This window comes from Vibrio sp. TAP-3B (genome assembly GCF_057784735.1).
Genome location: NZ_CM173495.1, coordinates 1,937,175 through 1,955,539, shown reverse-complemented (window position 1 = coordinate 1,955,539; position 18,365 = coordinate 1,937,175). Strand labels below are relative to the sequence as shown.

General features: G+C 46.1%; 23 protein-coding genes. 10 read left to right on the top strand and 13 right to left on the bottom strand.

What is annotated here, in order from left to right:
• Window positions 1-15 precede the first annotated feature (15 nt).
• Window positions 16-981 carry a D-2-hydroxyacid dehydrogenase gene (locus AC3D28_RS09265; protein WP_488534595.1) on the top strand — a complete coding sequence of 322 codons (966 nt, stop codon included), beginning with the start codon at window positions 16-18 and terminating at the stop codon, window positions 979-981.
• Between the two features lie 62 nt (window positions 982-1,043).
• Here the strand turns inward: AC3D28_RS09265 and yjgA are convergent, their stop codons facing one another.
• Window positions 1,044-1,571 carry a ribosome biogenesis factor YjgA gene (yjgA, locus tag AC3D28_RS09260; protein ID WP_098414712.1) on the bottom strand — a complete coding sequence of 176 codons (528 nt, stop codon included), beginning with the start codon at window positions 1,569-1,571 and terminating at the stop codon, window positions 1,044-1,046.
• A 110-nt stretch (window positions 1,572-1,681) separates the two neighbouring features.
• Between yjgA and pmbA the strand changes: the two genes are divergently transcribed.
• Complete coding sequence (gene pmbA, locus AC3D28_RS09255; RefSeq protein ID WP_098414713.1) at window positions 1,682-3,025, top strand: metalloprotease PmbA; 1,344 nt, start codon at window positions 1,682-1,684, stop codon at window positions 3,023-3,025.
• Window positions 3,026-3,088: 63 nt separating this feature from the next.
• On the opposite strand, the gene mgtE is transcribed toward pmbA, so the two are convergent.
• The 11 genes from mgtE to AC3D28_RS09200 all read right to left on the bottom strand — a co-directional run bounded on the left by mgtE (window position 3,089) and on the right by AC3D28_RS09200 (window position 11,949).
• A complete protein-coding gene (gene mgtE, locus AC3D28_RS09250; protein WP_488534594.1) occupies window positions 3,089-4,447 on the bottom strand; it encodes a magnesium transporter in 1,359 nt (452 codons plus the stop codon).
• Between the two features lie 248 nt (window positions 4,448-4,695).
• The gene (locus tag AC3D28_RS09245) at window positions 4,696-4,971 is read right to left on the bottom strand and encodes an HPr family phosphocarrier protein (protein WP_488536078.1); all 276 of its coding nucleotides are present in this window, start codon (window positions 4,969-4,971) and stop codon (window positions 4,696-4,698) included.
• Between the two features lie 2 nt (window positions 4,972-4,973).
• Window positions 4,974-5,837, bottom strand: coding sequence for an RNase adapter RapZ (gene rapZ, locus AC3D28_RS09240; protein ID WP_488534593.1), 864 nt, complete (start codon window positions 5,835-5,837; stop codon window positions 4,974-4,976).
• 14 nt (window positions 5,838-5,851) lie between these two features.
• Window positions 5,852-6,298: a PTS IIA-like nitrogen regulatory protein PtsN gene (ptsN, locus tag AC3D28_RS09235; protein WP_488534592.1), complete on the bottom strand. Its 447-nt coding sequence runs from the start codon at window positions 6,296-6,298 to the stop codon at window positions 5,852-5,854.
• A gap of 2 nt (window positions 6,299-6,300) precedes the next feature.
• Window positions 6,301-6,588 (bottom strand): ribosome hibernation promoting factor, encoded by a 288-nt coding sequence (hpf, locus tag AC3D28_RS09230; protein ID WP_098414717.1) that lies wholly within the window; start codon window positions 6,586-6,588, stop codon window positions 6,301-6,303.
• Window positions 6,589-6,612: 24 nt separating this feature from the next.
• Entirely contained in the window at window positions 6,613-8,082 is a 1,470-nt protein-coding gene (locus AC3D28_RS09225; RefSeq protein ID WP_098414718.1) for an RNA polymerase factor sigma-54, read from the bottom strand.
• A 50-nt stretch (window positions 8,083-8,132) separates the two neighbouring features.
• Window positions 8,133-8,858 (bottom strand): LPS export ABC transporter ATP-binding protein, encoded by a 726-nt coding sequence (gene lptB, locus AC3D28_RS09220; RefSeq protein ID WP_098414719.1) that lies wholly within the window; start codon window positions 8,856-8,858, stop codon window positions 8,133-8,135.
• A gap of 1 nt (window position 8,859) precedes the next feature.
• Complete coding sequence (gene lptA, locus AC3D28_RS09215) at window positions 8,860-9,354, bottom strand: lipopolysaccharide transport periplasmic protein LptA (protein ID WP_488534591.1); 495 nt, start codon at window positions 9,352-9,354, stop codon at window positions 8,860-8,862.
• Window positions 9,335-9,898: an LPS export ABC transporter periplasmic protein LptC gene (gene lptC / locus AC3D28_RS09210; protein WP_098414720.1), complete on the bottom strand. Its 564-nt coding sequence runs from the start codon at window positions 9,896-9,898 to the stop codon at window positions 9,335-9,337. The genes lptA and lptC overlap by 20 nt, the downstream gene beginning before the upstream one ends.
• An 84-nt stretch (window positions 9,899-9,982) precedes the next feature.
• The gene (gene kdsD / locus AC3D28_RS09205) at window positions 9,983-10,954 is read right to left on the bottom strand and encodes an arabinose-5-phosphate isomerase KdsD (protein ID WP_488534590.1); all 972 of its coding nucleotides are present in this window, start codon (window positions 10,952-10,954) and stop codon (window positions 9,983-9,985) included.
• Between the two features lie 29 nt (window positions 10,955-10,983).
• Window positions 10,984-11,949, bottom strand: coding sequence for a calcium/sodium antiporter (locus AC3D28_RS09200; protein WP_098414722.1), 966 nt, complete (start codon window positions 11,947-11,949; stop codon window positions 10,984-10,986).
• Window positions 11,950-12,334: 385 nt separating this feature from the next.
• Here AC3D28_RS09200 and mlaF point away from each other — a divergent pair, with 385 nt between their 5' ends.
• The 8 genes from mlaF to AC3D28_RS09160 all read left to right on the top strand — a co-directional run bounded on the left by mlaF (window position 12,335) and on the right by AC3D28_RS09160 (window position 17,777).
• Window positions 12,335-13,138: a phospholipid ABC transporter ATP-binding protein MlaF gene (mlaF, locus tag AC3D28_RS09195; protein WP_098414723.1), complete on the top strand. Its 804-nt coding sequence runs from the start codon at window positions 12,335-12,337 to the stop codon at window positions 13,136-13,138.
• Window positions 13,128-13,919, top strand: a complete 792-nt coding sequence (mlaE, locus tag AC3D28_RS09190) for a lipid asymmetry maintenance ABC transporter permease subunit MlaE (RefSeq protein WP_098414724.1) — start codon at window positions 13,128-13,130, stop codon at window positions 13,917-13,919. The genes mlaF and mlaE overlap by 11 nt, the downstream gene beginning before the upstream one ends.
• A gap of 2 nt (window positions 13,920-13,921) precedes the next feature.
• The gene (gene mlaD / locus AC3D28_RS09185) at window positions 13,922-14,410 is read left to right on the top strand and encodes an outer membrane lipid asymmetry maintenance protein MlaD (protein ID WP_488534589.1); all 489 of its coding nucleotides are present in this window, start codon (window positions 13,922-13,924) and stop codon (window positions 14,408-14,410) included.
• A gap of 2 nt (window positions 14,411-14,412) precedes the next feature.
• Entirely contained in the window at window positions 14,413-15,051 is a 639-nt protein-coding gene (gene mlaC / locus AC3D28_RS09180; protein WP_098414726.1) for a phospholipid-binding protein MlaC, read from the top strand.
• Window positions 15,051-15,371 (top strand): STAS domain-containing protein, encoded by a 321-nt coding sequence (locus AC3D28_RS09175; RefSeq protein WP_098414727.1) that lies wholly within the window; start codon window positions 15,051-15,053, stop codon window positions 15,369-15,371. Before mlaC ends, AC3D28_RS09175 begins: the two co-directional genes overlap by 1 nt.
• 3 nt (window positions 15,372-15,374) lie before the next feature.
• On the top strand, window positions 15,375-15,629 hold the full coding sequence (gene ibaG / locus AC3D28_RS09170) for a BolA family iron metabolism protein IbaG (protein ID WP_098414728.1): 255 nt from the start codon (window positions 15,375-15,377) through the stop codon (window positions 15,627-15,629).
• Between the two features lie 9 nt (window positions 15,630-15,638).
• Window positions 15,639-16,904 (top strand): UDP-N-acetylglucosamine 1-carboxyvinyltransferase, encoded by a 1,266-nt coding sequence (murA, locus tag AC3D28_RS09165; RefSeq protein ID WP_488534588.1) that lies wholly within the window; start codon window positions 15,639-15,641, stop codon window positions 16,902-16,904.
• A 147-nt stretch (window positions 16,905-17,051) separates the two neighbouring features.
• The gene (locus tag AC3D28_RS09160; protein WP_488534587.1) at window positions 17,052-17,777 is read left to right on the top strand and encodes a 1-acylglycerol-3-phosphate O-acyltransferase; all 726 of its coding nucleotides are present in this window, start codon (window positions 17,052-17,054) and stop codon (window positions 17,775-17,777) included.
• A 75-nt stretch (window positions 17,778-17,852) separates the two neighbouring features.
• Here AC3D28_RS09160 and AC3D28_RS09155 read toward each other — a convergent pair whose 3' ends face one another.
• Window positions 17,853-18,242, bottom strand: coding sequence for a RidA family protein (locus tag AC3D28_RS09155; protein WP_098414731.1), 390 nt, complete (start codon window positions 18,240-18,242; stop codon window positions 17,853-17,855).
• Between the last annotated feature and the right edge of the window lie 123 nt (window positions 18,243-18,365).

Sequence of the window (18,365 nt, the reverse complement as noted above, 5' to 3'; positions counted from 1 at the left end):
GAACAAGGAGGTGTTATGTCTTTTCCAAACGTGGTCTTTTTAGACCGAGCAACCATCCCAGAGCACATTAAGGTACCTCGACCGAGTTTTGAGCATCATTGGTGTGAGTACAACTTGACGGCTCCGGAACAGGTGATAGAACGATTGACGGATGCCGATATCGTCATCAGTAATAAAGTCTTGCTTGACCAACATGTGCTGGAACAACTGCCCAAGTTGCGCATGATTGCCATTGCTGCGACGGGCTTTAATAACGTCGATGTGGATTACTGTGCAAAGCATGATATTGCCGTTGCTAACGTGCGTGGCTATGCTACTCGCTCGGTGCCAGAACATGTGATTGCAATGCTGTTTGCTTTGCGCCGAAATTTATTTGGCTACCATCAAGACATTGCAGAGGGAGAGTGGCAGCGCAACAAACAGTTTTGTTTCTTTACCCATCCTATTGGTGATATTGCGGGCAGCACATTAGGGGTGATAGGCAGTGGTGCATTAGGACAAGCAACCGCGCAACTGGCGAAAGCGCTGGGTATGAAGGTTCTCTTTGCAGAGCGTAAAGGGGCCAGTGAATGCCGAGAGGGGTATATACCATTTGAAATGGTACTCCATCAGGCCGATGCGTTTACTCTACATTGTCCGTTGAACGAATATACACACCACCTCATTGCCGAAGCGGAATTAAAGCACATGAAGTCGAGCGCAATCCTGATTAATACTGGGCGAGGAGGGCTCGTTGATGAGCTTGCTTTGGTGAATGCCCTTAAAGCGGGTGAGATCTCTGGTGCTGGCTTTGATGTGTTTACTCAAGAGCCGGCCGATGAAAGCAATCCTCTTATCGCCAATATGCAGCAGTTACCCAACTTGCTGTTAACGCCGCATGTGGCCTGGGGAAGTGACTCTTCGATTCAGCGCTTAGCGGACATTTTAATTGAGAATATCAATGCGTTTGAGCGCGGGGAAAGTCTCAATCGCTTAGCTTGAGGGCGGACAGATATTAAAAAAGCAGACGTAATCGTCTGCTTTTTGCGTTAAGTCACCGTGACTTAATTTTCTTCTTCGTTCAGCTCTTTAAGGAGCTGGAAGATTTCACGGTAGGCTTTTGCTGGTTTGCCTGCCTTTTTCTCTTTCGTCGCTTGGCGAGCAAGTTGACGTAGACGTTGGCGATCTGCCGCAGGGTAGAGGTCCACTACATCATCAATCGCTTTATCGCCTTCTTCAACTACGCGATCACGCAGTGCTTCAAGCTTGTGGAAGACCGCCGTTAATTGAGAGTGCTTGTTACGAATTTTATCCAGCGCCGCTTGGATTGGCTCTGGGTCTTCATAGCGCATTAACTTACCGATACGTTGCAGTTGACGACGACGCGCTTCGTTTTTAAAGCGCTGTGCATCAGCAATTGCTTCTCGCAAGTCTTCGCTCATTGGAAACTTTTCTAGAACAGCGGGTTTGAGGCCGACAAGCTCTTCGCCAAGTTTCTGTAGCTCTTCCATGTCTCGCTTCATCTCGGATTTACTTACCCAGATGATCTCTTCTTCTGGTTCCCATGGCGCTTTTTGATTCTTACGTGCCATTTCAGTTGCCTGTGTTTTGATTAATATTATGACTATTTTAACAAGAATCTTGGGGAGAAAGCGAAATTCTTGTTATTCTATTGTGCATCAAAGACAAGATGTGAAAGACAATGGATATTAAACAGCAGGTTGCTGAGCAACGTACCGAGCTAGAGCAAGCCGTCGCAAGAGCATTAGAGCTCGCATCGGCGAAATCTGACGCCGCCGAAGTCGCAATTACTAAGAGCACTGGGTTAAGTGTCTCTACCCGCATGGGCGAGGTAGAAAATGTCGAGTTCAACAGCGATGGTGCGCTTGGCATTACCGTTTTCCGTGGTCAACGTAAAGGCAGTGCTTCCACGTCCGATTTGAGTGAAGCCGCAATCGAACAAACCGTTATTGCGGCACTGGATATTGCGCATTACACCTCCGAAGATCCCTTTGCAGGACCAGCGGCAAAAGAATACATGGTGACAGAGGTTCCCGATCTAGACCTGTTCCATCCCGACACGCCAGATCCTGACTACGCAGCAAAAGTGGCCATTGCCGCGGAAAAAGAAGCGTTAAGTTATGACGGTGCGATTAAGCAAAGTGATGGCGCAAGTTATGACAGCCACTATGGCGTCAAAGTGTATGGTAATAGCCATGGATTACTGGCGAGTTATGCGTCTAGTCGCCATAGTACCAGTTGTTGTGTGATTGGTGTGGGGAAAAACGGTGAAATGGAGCGTGACTACAGCTATAGCGTTGCGCGTCACCGGGATGATCTTTGGGCTCCAGAAATGGTAGGCCGTAAAGCGGCAGAAAACACCATCAATCGTTTGGACGCACAGCGACTAAAAACAGGTCAGTACCCAATTATGTTTGCGGCCGATGTAGCGACAGGTTTGATTGGTCATTTGGTTATGGCGATCAGCGGTGGAAACTTATACCGTAAATCCTCTTTCTTACTTGATCACCTTGGTAAGCAAGTGCTTCCTGAATGGTTCAATATCTCGGAGCGTCCACATGTATTACGTGGTTTGGCTTCCAGCCCATTCGATAGTGAAGGCGTATATACCCAAGATCGTGAGATCATTACGGATGGTGTGCTTGCGACTTATCTATTAACCAGTTATGCGGCGCGTAAGATGAAAATGGCACCAACGGGTCACGCGGGTGGTATCCATAACTGGTACGTGAAGTCGACTGGGCAGAATTTCGAACAAATGCTGAAAGAGCTAGGTACAGGCTTGCTGGTTACGGAAGTAATGGGACAAGGTGTGAATGTCGTGACGGGAGATTACTCTCGCGGTGCGGCTGGTTTTTGGGTCGAGAATGGTATAATTCAATTCCCTGTCTCGGAAATTACCATCGCAGGTAACTTGAAAGAGATGTTTACTAAGATTGTGGCCGTAGGTAGTGATGTAGAAACGCGCTCGCCTATTCAAACCGGTTCTATCTTACTTGATACGATGAAAGTGGCGGGTGAATAGTACTCACCGCTCTCAGAAACAAAAAAAGCCTGATGTGTTCATCAGGCTTTTTAGTTTTGACTGTTAGGTAATCAGTATTGTGGCGAGCCCCAAGAATACAGATAAACCAATTACATCCGTTACGGTCGTTAACGCCATACCACCAGCTAAAGCTGGGTCGATGTTCATTTTCTTTAAGAGAATTGGAATCGTTACTCCGGCAACCCCTGCGACCAATAAGTTAGTCAGCATCGCGGCGGAAATGATTCCGCCTAGCATCCAGTTACCTTTCCAAGCGACAACAATACCGCCAATAATCAGCGCCCACATGATACCGTTGAGTAAACCGATCGAGGCTTCTTTCATCAACAGTTCTCGTTTGTTCGAGTCACCGATATGACCAAGTGCTAGTCCACGAATGACCAGAGCAACGGTCTGGTTACCTGCAACGCCGCCCATGGAGGGAACGATGGTCATCAATACGGCAATGGCCGCCATCTGGTCTAGCGTGGCTTCAAACATGTTGGAAACAGAAGCGGCAGCAAGCGCCGCAAGTACATTAGCACCAAGCCAGATACTACGTTTGCGTGCGGATTTTACGACAGGTGCGAAGGTATCTTCATCGTCATCCATACCGGCCATACTCATCATCGAGTGTTCGGCATCTTCACGGATGACATCCACCACGTCATCAATGGTGATACGGCCAACCAGATGAAGGTTTTCATCGACAACCGGAGCAGACACCCAGTTACGACGCTCGAACAGGCTCGCGACATCTGAAGCACTGGTGTCGACAGTGATCGCTTCGTCAGTATCTTCCATGATGTTGATAATTTTGACATCAGGCTGGGTGGTGATCAGCAGAGTAATTGGTAGTTCACCAATTAGTTTGTTCTCTTCATCAATAACGTATAGCGCATCTGTTGCTTCTGGCAGTTCGCCTTTCATGCGCAGATAGCGTAAAACCACATCTACATCCACGTCCCCACGAATCGTGATAACGTCGGTGTTCATCAGTCCACCAGCGGTGTCTTCTGAGTATGATAGAGCGGTTTCGACACGCAGGCGCTCTGCTGAGTCCATTTGTGATAGCACTTCGCGGGATAACTTGTTTGGCAAGCTACGTAAGACGTAAGCTACGTCGTCGGTATCCATTCCTTCCGTGGCTTCAGCGAGCGCTGCTGGAGCCATTTTGGATACTAGGCTATCTTTGACGTCTTCATTTAGCTCGTCAAGGATTTCACCGTAGTCTTCTGGGTCGGTGAGTTGCCAAAGAACTTCACGGCTTTTACGCGGGGATGCTTCTAAAAGATGAGCAATATCCTCAGGCTCCATGTCTTGTAACTGACGTCGGACATGGACGAAGCGGCCATTTTCAAGCGCTTCTGTGACTTCTTGGAGGGCTTGGTGAGCTTGGTCGAATTCAATTTGCTCTGCCATTCGTTCCTCCTAATTCCTGATGTGTATAATGCGCTGAATAATAACTTAATTCTAGGCGCCTTTTAATAACAACTTATAATACTTGGCAAATTTATTTACTGGGCAAAGAGGTTGGAAGGCGATTTATCCCCAAACTTGATTAAAATTATGGCAGTGCGAGAGTGATTTAGCTCGTAGGCGTAGCCACGAGCGGTGGTAAATCTTGCATCTTGCGATTGTTTGGGCTGAGAGAATAAAAAACGAGTGCATTACTCGCCCTCATCAAACCTATCTTCTATTAGGTCACAAACGGCTTCAAGGGCCTCTTCGGCTTGACCGCCAGCTGCATGAATTGTTACGTATTGACCTTGAGCAGATTCGAGCATCAGTAACCCCATTACGCTGTCCGCTGTCGCTGTTTTATCTTCTTCGTTATCAATGGTAATAATCGCTTCAAAGCTTTGAGCGAGCTCTACCAGTTTAACGGCTGCACGTGCATGCAAACCGAGACGATTTTGGATTAATACTTTGCGCCTTAACTCCACCATTACTCCTTGGGGATCTTTTCTAACGAGGTATGGCGAATTTGCACTTGGTGTCCTTTATTGGCGAAGTACTCACCGATTTGCTGGGTTAGGTATACCGAGCGATGCTTCCCGCCAGTACAGCCTATTGCAACGGTAAGATAACTGCGATTGTTCTTCTCGAGCAGTGGAAGCCAATTTTCAATAAAATTCTCTATTTGATACTTAAGTTCTAATACTGACTGGTGCTGCTCTAAGAAGGCGCCTATTGGGGCTTCTAAGCCAGTGAGCGGACGCAAAGCTGGCTCCCAGTGCGGATTCGGTAAGAATCGCACATCAAACACGTAGTCGGCATCGGAAGGAAGCCCATATTTAAAGCCGAAAGACTCAAAGACCATCACGAGTCCTTTGCGATCACGTCCCTCAACGCGCATACGTATGGTTTCACTTAGCTCATGCAAAGATTGCCCACTACTATTAAGTACCAGGTCAGCATGAGCTTTAAGCGGCGTTAAAATTTCTTTTTCAAGTTCAATGGCTTGGTCAAGAGAAAGGGATTGACCGCCTAACGATAAGGGGTGGATTCGGCGTGTTTCACTATAACGTTTGAGTAGTGTTTCCTTATTCGCATCTAAGAAAAGCACCGTCATATCCAGCTCTGTTTTGAGCTTTTCCAGTGTTCCCGTGAGTTCTTTTAGCTTTTTCGGAATGTTACGGATATCAATGCTCACCGCAACATTTTGTTTGCTATCAGCAATAGAGTGAACAAAGGCATCAAGTAAGTTTACTGGTAGGTTGTCGACACAGTAGTAACCTAAATCTTCCAGTACCCGCAATGCAATACTCTTTCCGGCACCGGAGTGCCCGCTAACAACGATTAAGCGCATAGTGATAGTCCTGCTTATTGGTGAGTCATGATGTCGTAGAGTTCTTCATCACTCTGAGCATTGCGCAGTAGCTTCAATACTTGCTTATCGCTCAGACGTTCTGCCATAGAGGATAGAGTCTTGAGGTGTTCTTTGCACTGTTCTTCTGGTACTAGGAGCGCAAAAAGCAGGTCGACAGGTCGATTATCAATCGCATCAAATTCAATCGCTTCATCACATTGCAGCAGGACAGCAATCGCCCTATCGCTCGATTGCATTCTAGCGTGCGGGATAGCAATACCGTTCCCAATACCAGTGCTGCCCATCTTCTCTCGGTTGAGCATGGACTCGAATAGTTTGGTAGAATCTTGGCCCGTCTGATCAGCCACGATGCGGCTGATCATTTCAAGGGCGCGTTTTTTACTCGTACATTGGACGGCACTTTTGGTGCAGTCCAATGACAGTATTTCGCTCAATTGCATGATTAATGACTGTTCATTTTTTCTTTGTGCTTATTAAGTTGACGAACCAATTTATCTACCAGCGAATCAATCGCCGCATACATATTTTCGTCATCGGCTGACGCATGGATTTCGCCTTGATTGATGTGGAGCGTCGCTTCCGCGATTTGGGTGGTTTTTTCAACTTTTAGCACAACATGTACTTGATTGATATGCTCGAAGAACCTTTCGAGCTTCTGAAACTTAGATTGAACATAGTCTTGCATTGAATCGGTAAGATCGACGTGATGGCCTTGAATATTGATTTGCATAGACTTTCCTTTTCAGTTGGTGCCTTATAACAGGCGTTTACGCTGACTTGAAGGGGCAATACCCAAGGATTCGCGATATTTTGCTATCGTACGTCTTGCTACCTGAATCCCTTGGTCAGCCAGAAGAGCAGCAATCTTGCTGTCACTCAATGGTTTTGCTGTGTTCTCTGTCGCGACCAGTTTCTTAATGAGTGCGCGAATTGCTGTTGACGAACATTCTCCGCCGTTGTCAGTACTCACATGGCTAGAGAAGAAGTACTTCAATTCAAAAATACCACGAGGTGTGTGCATGAATTTTTGTGTTGTTACACGAGAAATCGTCGATTCATGCATATCCACCGCCAAGGCGACATCGTTTAGTACCATAGGCTTCATGGCTTCTTCACCATACTCGAAGAAATCTTGTTGATGTTCAACAATGCACCTTGCAACTTTGAGTAGTGTCTCGTTTCGACTCTCTAAGCTCTTAATTAGCCATTTTGCCTCTTGCAAATTGCTACGAATATACTGGCTGTCGGCACTGTTGCCTTTACCTAACTGAGCATATTGTTGGTTTACTTTTAGTTTTGGGATGCTATCAGGATTGATGGAAACGATCCATTTTCCCTGATCTTTGAATACCGAAACGTCTGGGACGACATATTCAGTATCATCTGGAGTAATACGGCTGCCCGGACGTGGATCCAGTTGCTGGATCAGTTTGAGGACCTCACGTAAATCGCCTTCTTTTAGCTTGGTCTCTTTAATCACCAACTTGTAGTCACGATTGCCAAGGTGATCGATGTGATCAGCAAGAATCATTTTAGCTTCCGAAAGCCAAGGCGTATCCTCAGGGAACGTGGCAAGTTGTAGCAGTAAACATTCTTGTAAGTTGCGTGAGGCAACGCCAAGCGGGTCGAATTGCTGAATTCGTTTACGAACCGCTTCTACTTCGTCTAGTTCGATGTCTTCGCTGTCGAAGCTCTCGTGGATATCTTCAGGGGTAAGCGTTAAGTAACCGTAGTCGTCGATGGCATCAATAATAGCAAGAGCGATAGTACGGTCAGTTTCACTGAACGGCGTTAAGCCTAACTGCCACATCAGGTAATCTTGTAGTGATTCTGTGGTTTCGCCTTGATAGACCGGCATGTCGTCATCCAGCGCTATACCAGTACTGCCACTGTTGGCGCTATATACGTCATCCCAGGTGGTGTCGATTTCAAGTTCTGAGCTTATTTCTGATTTTTCAATCACGTCCGAGCTATCAGGGACGTCGATTTCTGTTGGCTCGTTGGCACTGTTGTTATCAGACGCTTCGGCGGCTGATTTATCTTCACCGTTAGCTAGAGGCTCGTCTTGGCCTTCTTCAACTTCCAATAGTGGGTTTGAATCTAATGCTTCTTGGATTTCTTGTTGAAGATCGAGTGTCGACAGTTGCAGCAAGCGAATTGCTTGTTGCAACTGTGGCGTCATGGCTAATTGTTGACCTAGCTTGAGTTGTAATGAAGGTTTCATTCAGTGTTACTTACCTTGTAATGCTCAGAATCTTACTGTTCCTAATATAATCATAGACGGAATTGTTCACCGAGATAAACTTGTTTCACCTGTTCATTATTGAGAACGTCTTCTGGAGTTCCCGATGCAATGAGGTTCCCCTGACTCACGATATAGGCTTTTTCACATACGTCCAGTGTTTCACGTACGTTATGGTCAGTGATTAACACGCCAAGGCCCCGATCACGTAGGTGTTCTATGATCTTTTTGATGTCGTTGACCGAAATAGGGTCAACACCTGCGAAAGGTTCATCCAATAAAATGAATTGTGGGTTTGCTGCTAAGGCGCGAGCGATTTCAACCCTACGTCGTTCACCACCCGATAGTGCCATACCAGCACTGGTTCTGATGTGCTGGATGTGGAATTCTTCCAACAAATCTTCCAGTTTGTCTTGGCGTTCTTCGCGCGTGATTTCTTGACGAGTTTCGAGAACCGCCATGATGTTATCTTCTACAGAGAGCTTACGGAAAATCGATGCTTCTTGTGGAAGGTAGCCAATTCCGAGGCGTGAGCGACTGTGCATTGGCAGAATACTGATGTCTTTATCATCAATGGTGATGGTGCCTTCATCTCGCGGCACTAACCCTACAATCATATAAAACGAGGTGGTTTTACCTGCACCGTTTGGACCCAATAGCCCTACAATTTGGCCTGACTCAACTTCTAAGCTCACATCCGTGACTACCTTGCGTTTTTTGTAGCTTTTCGCCAAGTTTTTTGCACTCAGTACCGCCATGTTATTTCTCTATCTGATTGGGTTGCAAAATGGTTGTCACGCGTTCTTCTTTAGAGCTATCTGCGACTAGCTTTTGTTTACCAATTTGGTAACGAATCGAAGAGCCTTTGATGGTGTTGTTGTCTTGTGCCAGTTGCGCTTGACCTTTCATGGTCAGTTCGTCTTTAGCAAGGCGGTAATCCAGTTCCACAGCCTGACCACTTAATGTTTTACCGTCGTCCATCAGTTGTGAGAACTTGGCGGGTTGACCAAAGGCTTGAATCTGTTTAATTGCTTCGGTTTTAGGATCGCGGGTAACCACGATCCTGTCTGCATTGATATTGATGCTACCTTGCTTAAGGGAGACATCGCCTTTAAAAATAACCTGGTTACTCTTCATGTCCACCTGCTGGGTGTCAGAGTTGATGTAAACCGGCTGTTGAGTATCCGACTTAAGGGCCAGCGCTTGAGGCGCTGCCAGTACCAGTGCCAGTAGGCTAAGGTGTAACGGTTTCATATCGACCTTGAACTTCATTTGTCAGAGTCGCAGTATGCTGTTTCAAGTTTCCTTGCATTGCGCCTCCAGTAGTTTCAAATTGTGGCCCAACCAACATGACCTGTTGATTGGCTTTAAAATCACGATTGGTTAGATTAATGATCAGCTTGTCTGTCGTCATAGTATCAAAGCTCGCACCAGGCAACAGGTTTTGCATTAAGACCTGGTCATATAACGTTAAAATCTGGTCTTCATCTAACACAGCGCTTGCGGCTGTCACCTTCCACTCAATAACGCTACCTTCACGGTAAATCATTAAGGTCGGGTTGTTAAAAATTGTGTCTCCACTCTTAGCATAATGATCTAAGTTAGTGGAACGGATGATGTAGCTACGAACACCATCTTCACCGTAGGTGATATTTTCCAGTCCAGTGCCACTGAACATGGGCAGCTCAGAATCTGGGGCTACTTGAATTGTATCGTTGCTTTTTGGTGTGAGCAGATAATAACCACACCATGCAACGACAAAGGTCAAGAGCAAATATATAAGGCGAGTAAAACTCATATAATGAAGGCCTATTGTTTAGCTCAGTACTTCCCTGACTATTGCCTTTATTTGTGTAATAAATTTTAAATCATTATGCTGATATTACATCACGCCAGCTTTTAGTAAATCGTGCATATTCAGTGCACCGACAATTTTATCGTTCTTACATAAAATTAGCGCGTTGATGTTTTTGTTTTGCATTAAGTTTAAACCTTCAACCGCGAGCATGTCTGGGTTGGCGGTGGTTGGGTTTTTCGTCATGACTTCACCAATCGCGGTGGTATGGATATCGATGCGTTTATCCAATGTTCGACGTAAATCGCCATCAGTGAATATACCAAGCATAGCACCGTGTTCATCGACAATAGCCGTCATACCCAAGCCTTTTTCTGAAATTTCTAGCAGAGCATCGCGGATCAGCGCGTCTGGAGAGACTTTAGGCAGTGCGCTACCAAAGTGCATAATATCAGACAGCTTAAGTAGTAATTTTCTCCCCAGTGCACCTCCCGGATGGGAAAGTGCAAAGTCTTCTGCTGAGAAACCACGAGCTTGAAGTAACGCGACGGCCAGTGCGTCTCCCATCACCAACGTTGCGGTGGTGCTGCTGGTTGGAGCCAAGCCTAACGGGCAGGCTTCTTGAGGGACGGTAATTTGTAAATGAAAATCCGATAGCTTCGCCATATTGGACTCTGGTTTACCGGTCATGCTGATTATTTTGATGTTGAGACGTTTCAACACGGGGAATAGAGACAAAATCTCATTCGATTCACCTGAGTTAGAAATCGCCAGCACGATGTCACCAGCGCTGATCATGCCCAAGTCGCCGTGTGCTGCTTCACCGGGGTGAACGAAAAACGCAGAGGTCCCGGTACTCGCAAGGGTTGCAGCAATCTTATTGCCAATATGGCCTGATTTGCCCATACCCATGACGACAACTTTGCCGTGGTTGGAAAGGATCTGTGCGCAAGCTTTCTCAAATTGTTCATCAAAGTAAGAGTCCAGCTTTTGCAGAGCGGCGACTTCGATATCAAGAACTTGTTTCGCAGCAGCGCGAAAATCAAATTGAGTGGACATATCAGTTCTCTACTAATTTATTGTGATTATTAAGCGGCCATGTTGGCGAATAAGTACACTTGGTAACCCAAGAAGCACACAAACAAGATGGCCCCTTCAATACGGTTAATGCAACGTGATTTACCTAAACACATTGCCACAAGTAATAATGACACACCTAACATGACCCAGAAGTCACGCCCCATCGCGTACTCACTTAGTACTGAAGGGTTGATGACGCCAGGAATGCCCATTACTGCCAGAATATTGAAAACGTTCGAGCCGATAATGTTACCTACCGCCATATCGTCTTCGCCTTTTAGGACGCCAGCGAGGGAAGCGGCCAGTTCTGGGAGGCTGGTACCGATAGCAATAATGGTCAACCCGATAACGAGATCGCTCATGCCAAAGAATTTAGCAATGATGACCGCGTTATCAACCAAAATGTTGGCTGCCAAAGGAAGCAGTATCAATCCAATAACCACCCACATGATGGCTTTTGGGTTACTCACGCCTTGAGGAATTTCAGACGCTTGATTATCTAGAAAGGCATCGCCAGCCTTTTGTTCTTTACGACTGATCTGCAACATAGCAAATAAAAAGGCCCCAAAAAGAACAAACAATAAGACACCTTCATAAAAGCCGAGGTGACTATTCCAAAGTAGAGCGCCAGCAAGCAAAGTGACAGCTATCATCAAAGGTAATTCTCGGCGAATCACTGCCGAGTTGATCGACAAAGGCTTTATCAGTGCAGTGATGCCTAAGATTAAGGCGATGTTCGCAATGTTAGAGCCGAGTACGTTACCAACCGCGGTATCGGTTTTCCCGTCCCAAGCGGCGGTGGCAGACACCATCATTTCAGGTGCAGAAGAACCCATGGCAAGGATTGTCATGCCGATAACAAGAGGTGAAATACCGACGTTGCGGGCTATCGCTGCAGAACCAAAAACAAGTTTATCTGCACTCCAAACGAGTAAAACAAGACCGACAATAAGCAACGCTACGGCTTCGAGCATGAGAATTCCTAAGTATTAAATAAGTGAAACGAATAACCGCTAATTTTGACCTTTTGCAGCCGAAAATGAAAGGTAAACAACAAATAAATTAAAGCTTAGTAACGAAAATGTAGGTAAATATCGCTGATTTAAATCGACGATACCAGTCTAGAATTTAAACACTTTATGTTGATTGGATCATAATTAACGAAGAATTGCTTGAATCAGGTTCGCTTTATTTAATTGAACGGTGCTTTAAATTCAAAGCCAATGTGCTTATGATTGCAGCCTGATAAGTGTATCGAAGTTACTTTATTCAACGTGAAGTTAATAAACACATTTGGTGTGCGTTGGCTTGGCGACTCTGTGAGTTCTAACGCTCCGACACGACAGTAAAAGAGATGATATGTCGAACAACGATTTAGTCACCGTGAACAACCTCACTTTTTCACGGGGAGAGCGCAAGATCTTTGATGGTATTGAACTGCATGTCCCTGAAGGCAAAGTGACGGCGATCATGGGACCATCGGGGATTGGTAAAACCACATTATTGAGGTTGATTGGTGGTCAGTTGTATCCTGACCAAGGCGAGATTTGGTTCGATGGCGATAATATCCCCTCACTCTCTCGTAAAAAACTTTATCATGCACGTAAGAAAATGAGCATGTTGTTCCAATCTGGGGCGCTGTTCACGGATTTGAATGTGTTTGATAACGTCGCATTCCCTTTAAGGGAGCATACCAACCTTCCGGAAGATGTGATTCGGAGCATGGTGCTATTAAAACTCGAAGCGGTGGGTTTGCGTGGTGCCGCTCAACTGATGCCTAGTGAGTTATCGGGGGGGATGGCGCGGCGCGCAGCTCTAGCGCGAGCGATTGCACTCGATCCGGATCTGATCATGTACGATGAACCATTTGCTGGGCAAGACCCTATAACCATGGGGGTACTGGTCGAGCTCATCAGTAATTTGAATCAGGCGCTCGACTTAACTTCTATTGTGGTTTCTCATGATGTGACTGAAGTCATGAGCATTGCTGACTGGGTTTACCTGATGGCGGATGGCAAAATCATCGCCTTTGGTACACCGCAAGAGCTTAACCAGAACCCAGATCCTCGCGTGCAGCAGTTTTTACAAGGCGACGCAGATGGTCCTGTGCCATTTCGTTTTCCTGCCCAAAGTATCGAAGAGGATTTATTTGATGGTCGATAACGTGATTCAATTTGTCGCCTCAGTAGGACGGCGCACATTGTCCATCAGTGAAGCTTTTGGTCGTGCAACGTTAATGTTGGTGGGCGCGCTATTCACTAAGCCTCAACCTGTCAAAAGCTTTCCGCTACTCATTAAGCAGCTATATTCTGTTGGTGTGCAATCTTTGGCTATCATCGTCGTATCGGGCTTATTTATCGGTATGGTTTTGAGCTTGCAAGGTTACGTTGTATTGGTGGACTATGGCGCTGAAGGGAGTCTTGGTCAAATGGTGGCGCTCTCTTTATTGCGTGAACTTGGGCCAGTCGTGACTGCGCTTCTTTTCGCAGGTCGAGCGGGATCCGCATTGACTGCGGAAATAGGATTGATGAAAGCGACAGAGCAGCTTTCCAGTCTTGAAATGATGGCGGTGGATCCTTTGAAAAGAGTGATCGCACCACGCTTTTGGGCCGGAGTGATCTCGATGCCACTGCTTGCCATGATTTTCATGGCGGTCGGCATTTGGGGCGCTCAGCTGGTTGGTGTGGACTGGAAAGGCGTTGACCACGGTAGCTTTTGGTCAGCGATGCAGTCCTCTGTTGAGCTAGGGCAAGATATTGGTAACAGTATGATCAAATGCTTTGCGTTTGCGATTACGGTTACTTGGGTCGCTCTATTTAACGGTTATGATGCTATTCCGACCTCGGAAGGTATTAGCCGAGCCACTACGCGCACAGTTGTGCATTCTTCTTTAGCAGTACTGGGATTAGACTTTGTACTGACCGCATTGATGTTTGGGAATTAATCATGCAACAAACACGTAAAACTGAATTATGGGTTGGCAGCTTTGTATTAGCAGGAATTTGCGCGATTCTTGTGATGATTTTTCAAGTTGCTGACGTTAAAAGCCTTGGCTCTGGCGATACTTACACACTCAAAGCCGAGTTCGATAATATAGGTAGTTTAAAAGTGCGTTCACCAGTGAAAGTGGGCGGAGTTGTCATTGGGCGAGTCAGTAATATCAGCCTTAACCCTGATAACTTGGTGCCGGTTGTTAGCCTGTCGATCAACAGCCGTTACAATCAGTTCCCAGAAACGTCTAGTGTAAAAATTTTGACGTCGGGCTTGATTGGTGAACAATACATTGGTTTAGTGCCAGGTTTCGTCTTTGATGATGAAGTCATGCTGGTCGATGGCGATACCATTGAAGACACCAAATCTGCGTTAGTACTCGAAGATTTAATTGGTCAGGTGCTTTACAGCGTAGGTGGTTCAGACGAGTCAGGTAAGGAATAACTATGTTAGTAAGATTACTACTTTGTGTTTGTGCTGCTTTGACCACATTGGGTACAAGTGCAGTGGAAGTGGACCAAACTCAGCCGTATCAAATGATGAAGCAAGTGGCTGAGATGACGTTCGAACGATTGAAAACGGAACAGCCAAAAATCAAACAAAACCCCGAACTACTCAAGGACATTGTTGAAGAAGAGTTAATGCCTTACGTCAACTACCGTTACGCCGGATTAAAACTGCTTGGTCCTAACTTAAAAGGGGCTAAGCGAGAAGATGTGTTAGAGTTTATTGATGCATTTCGGGTTTACTTGATCGCGTCATACGCACAAGTATTGACGCAATACAGCGATCAACAAATTACCTTTGAGCCAGAGACTCAAATCAGCGACTCTAAGCGGATCACGAGCATCAAGGTTGAGATCATTGATGCGCCACGTCCAAATATCAAACTTGAGTTTAAACTGCGGAAAGATAATAAATCCGGTGATTGGGAAGCATTCGACATGATTGCGGAAGGCATTAGTCTGCTATCAAGTAAACAATCAGAGTGGAATAGCAAAATTCGTCAAGACGGTATTTTGGCCGTAGCGAAAGATTTGAAAAAATTAGCGGCGGAGCCTATTCGCTTTGAGGCGAAAAATTAATGGATCAATCTCCCGCTCAGTGGCATCTAAACCAAAATATTCTTAAGCTGACAGGGGCGCTAGATAGAGATACAGTGCCTTCACTGTGGGCGTATGCACAGCAATGGCAACCGTCTCAAACTGAGCTGGAATGCTCGCTTGAGCAGATAAAGCGCGTTGACTCTGCAGGAATGGTGATGTTAATCCACTTATTAGAGCATGCAAAAAAGCAAAACTGTCATATAATGCTCAGTTTCGTGCCGACGCAACTGCGCACTTTGTTTCAACTTAGCAACGTTGAATCTTTAGTGGCCAAACACATACAGAATGATCAGGGGTAAATTGTGGATAGCGCAAAAGTACAACAGTTATTGGAAGAAGCACTAAACCTTCAAGAAGTGCATGTAAAAGGTGAAGGTAGCCATTATGAAGTGGTTGCTGTTGATGCTTGTTTCGATGGAATGAGCCGCGTTAAGAAGCAGCAGTTAATTTATGGTCCTCTTGTAGAATATATCCAGCGTAACGACATTCACGCATTATCGATAAAAGCGTTCACACCAGAAGAGTGGGCTCGTGATAAGAAACTGATGTCACTTTAAGGTTTATTGATGGAAAAGTTTCGAGTTATTGGGTCAGACAAGCCACTCTTGGGTGACGTGACCATTTCCGGTGCAAAAAACGCAGCACTGCCGATTTTATTTGCGTCTATTTTAGCTGAAGAGCCAGTAGAAGTGGCGAACGTGCCACATCTTCGCGATATCGACACAACGATGGAACTGCTAAAGCGTCTAGGCGCCAAAGTCAGCCGCAACGGTTCCGTTTACGTTGATCCAAGCAGCATAACTGAATACTGTGCACCTTATGATTTAGTAAAAACCATGCGAGCATCGATCTGGGCATTGGGCCCACTAGTGGCACGCTTTGGTCAAGGGCAAGTCTCTTTACCTGGCGGTTGTGCTATTGGTGCTCGTCCGGTTGATTTGCACATTTCTGGTCTAGAACAACTAGGTGCAACCATTACGCTAGAAGATGGTTACGTAAAAGCCGAAGTCGATGGTCGCCTGAAAGGTGCGCACATAGTGATGGATAAAGTGAGCGTAGGCGCGACCATTACCATCATGTGTGCAGCAGCATTAGCAGAAGGCACCACAACACTAGACAACGCGGCGCGTGAGCCTGAAATTGTAGACACTGCTGACTTTTTAAATAAGTTAGGTGCAAAGATTTCGGGAGCAGGCACGGATACGATTACGATCGAGGGGGTTGAACGCCTTGGTGGTGGTAAGCACAGCGTTGTAGCGGATCGCATCGAAACTGGTACATTCCTCGTCGCAGCCGCCGTCTCTGGTGGTAAAGTGTTATGCCGTAATACTAACGGGCACTTACTCGAGGCGGTATTAGCGAAGCTTGAAGAAGCAGGCGCATTGGTTGAAACGGGCAAAGATTGGATCTCTGTTGATATGACCGACCGAGAGCTGAAAGCGGTGAGCGTACGCACTGCGCCGCACCCAGGCTTTCCTACGGATATGCAAGCACAATTCACACTACTGAACATGATGGCCAAAGGTGGGGGTGTTATCACAGAAACTATCTTTGAGAATCGTTTCATGCACGTACCCGAATTGATGCGAATGGGGGCGAAAGCGGAGATCGAAGGTAACACGGTTATCTGTGGTGATGTTGACTCGCTTAGTGGCGCACAGGTGATGGCAACCGACCTACGAGCTTCGGCAAGTTTGGTGATTGCGGGCTGTATCGCGCAAGGTGAGACCATCGTTGACCGCATTTATCACATTGATCGTGGTTACGATAAGATTGAAAATAAACTGGCTGCACTTGGCGCAAATATTGAGCGAGTGAGCGAGGCAAGTTAAACTGCACCGCAGATAACTTGGATATCGAGAGAGCCGAAACTCAGGTTTCGGCTTTTTTATATCACTCTCATGACTATCATTACCCGTTATGGAAAGAGAGAAACTAATAGCTGTATCTGGCAAAAAGCCGGTTCCTGGAGAACAAAAATGATTGCACTGTTACGTGTATTTGCTGTCGCGATTTTTGCGATTATGATGTTTATTGGTGGTTGTAGTTACTGCCTACTAAGCCCTCGAAACCCTAAGCACGTATTCACCTTTGGTCGATTGTTCGGCAAGATGTCTCGCGTATTTGGGATTAAGCTGGAGCTGAGAATTCCTGAAAATGCGTACTCTCGCGGTCAGCATGTTTATATCGCCAATCACCAAAACAACTGGGATCTTTTTACGGTATCTTCAGCGGTCACGCCAAAAGTCGTAACGGTTGGCAAAAAGAGTCTCGCATGGATGCCATTGTTTGGTCAGATCTACTGGTTAACGGGAAATATTTTGATTGACCGTGCGAACCGTTCCAAAGCAAAAGGCACCATAGATCAAGTGGTGAATAGCATGAAAGAGAGCGATGTGTCGGTTTGGATGTTCCCAGAAGGTACGCGCTCACGTGGGCGAGGCTTATTGCCCTTTAAAACGGGAGCATTTCATGCCGCTATCGGTGCTAAAGTACCGATTATTCCTATCGTTTGCAGCTCTACCAATAAAATTAAACTAAACCGCTGGAACAACGGTCATGTAATTGTTGAGATGCTGCCACCAATTAGTACCGAGAACTATGGCAAAGAAGGCATTCGTGAGCTTGCAAATATCTGTCATGCGCAAATGAAAGAGAAATTAGCAGCGCTGGACGAAGAAGTGAAGCAGCGCAACGCCGCGTAAACGTATCAATAACGCATAGCAAAATGGGTAGCCTAGGCTACCCATTTTTGTTTCTCATCAATCCAATATCGGCAATTATTTGCGAACGGCGATGGCTTCAATTTCGATGCCTACATCTTTCGGTAGACGAGCCACTTCAACGCAAGAGCGTGCAGGGTAGTTGGCAACTTGGTGCTCGTCAAAGAACTTGCCGTATACTTCGTTTACGGTACCAAAATCGTTTAAGTCCTTCACGAAAACCGTTAGTTTTACGATATCAGTTACGTTTAGACCAGAAGACTCAACCACGGCTTTGACGTTTTCTAGAGATTGACGTGCTTGCTCTGCGATGTTTTCTGACACTTCACCGGTCGCTGGGTTGACAGGAATTTGGCCAGAAGTCAGAACCATATTACCTAGGTCTACGCCTTGAACGTAAGGGCCGATTGCTGCTGGTGCAGACTCAGTGTGAAGTACTTTCGTCATTTGATTTTTCCATCCGGTTGTAGGGGAATAAAGAGTGTAACCAAGCATCTTGAGGCTACTTGAGTGTAAGCAGTTTGCCTTTAAAGTAGGGGGAGGTAAAGAGCAAAATACCCCGATTTAACA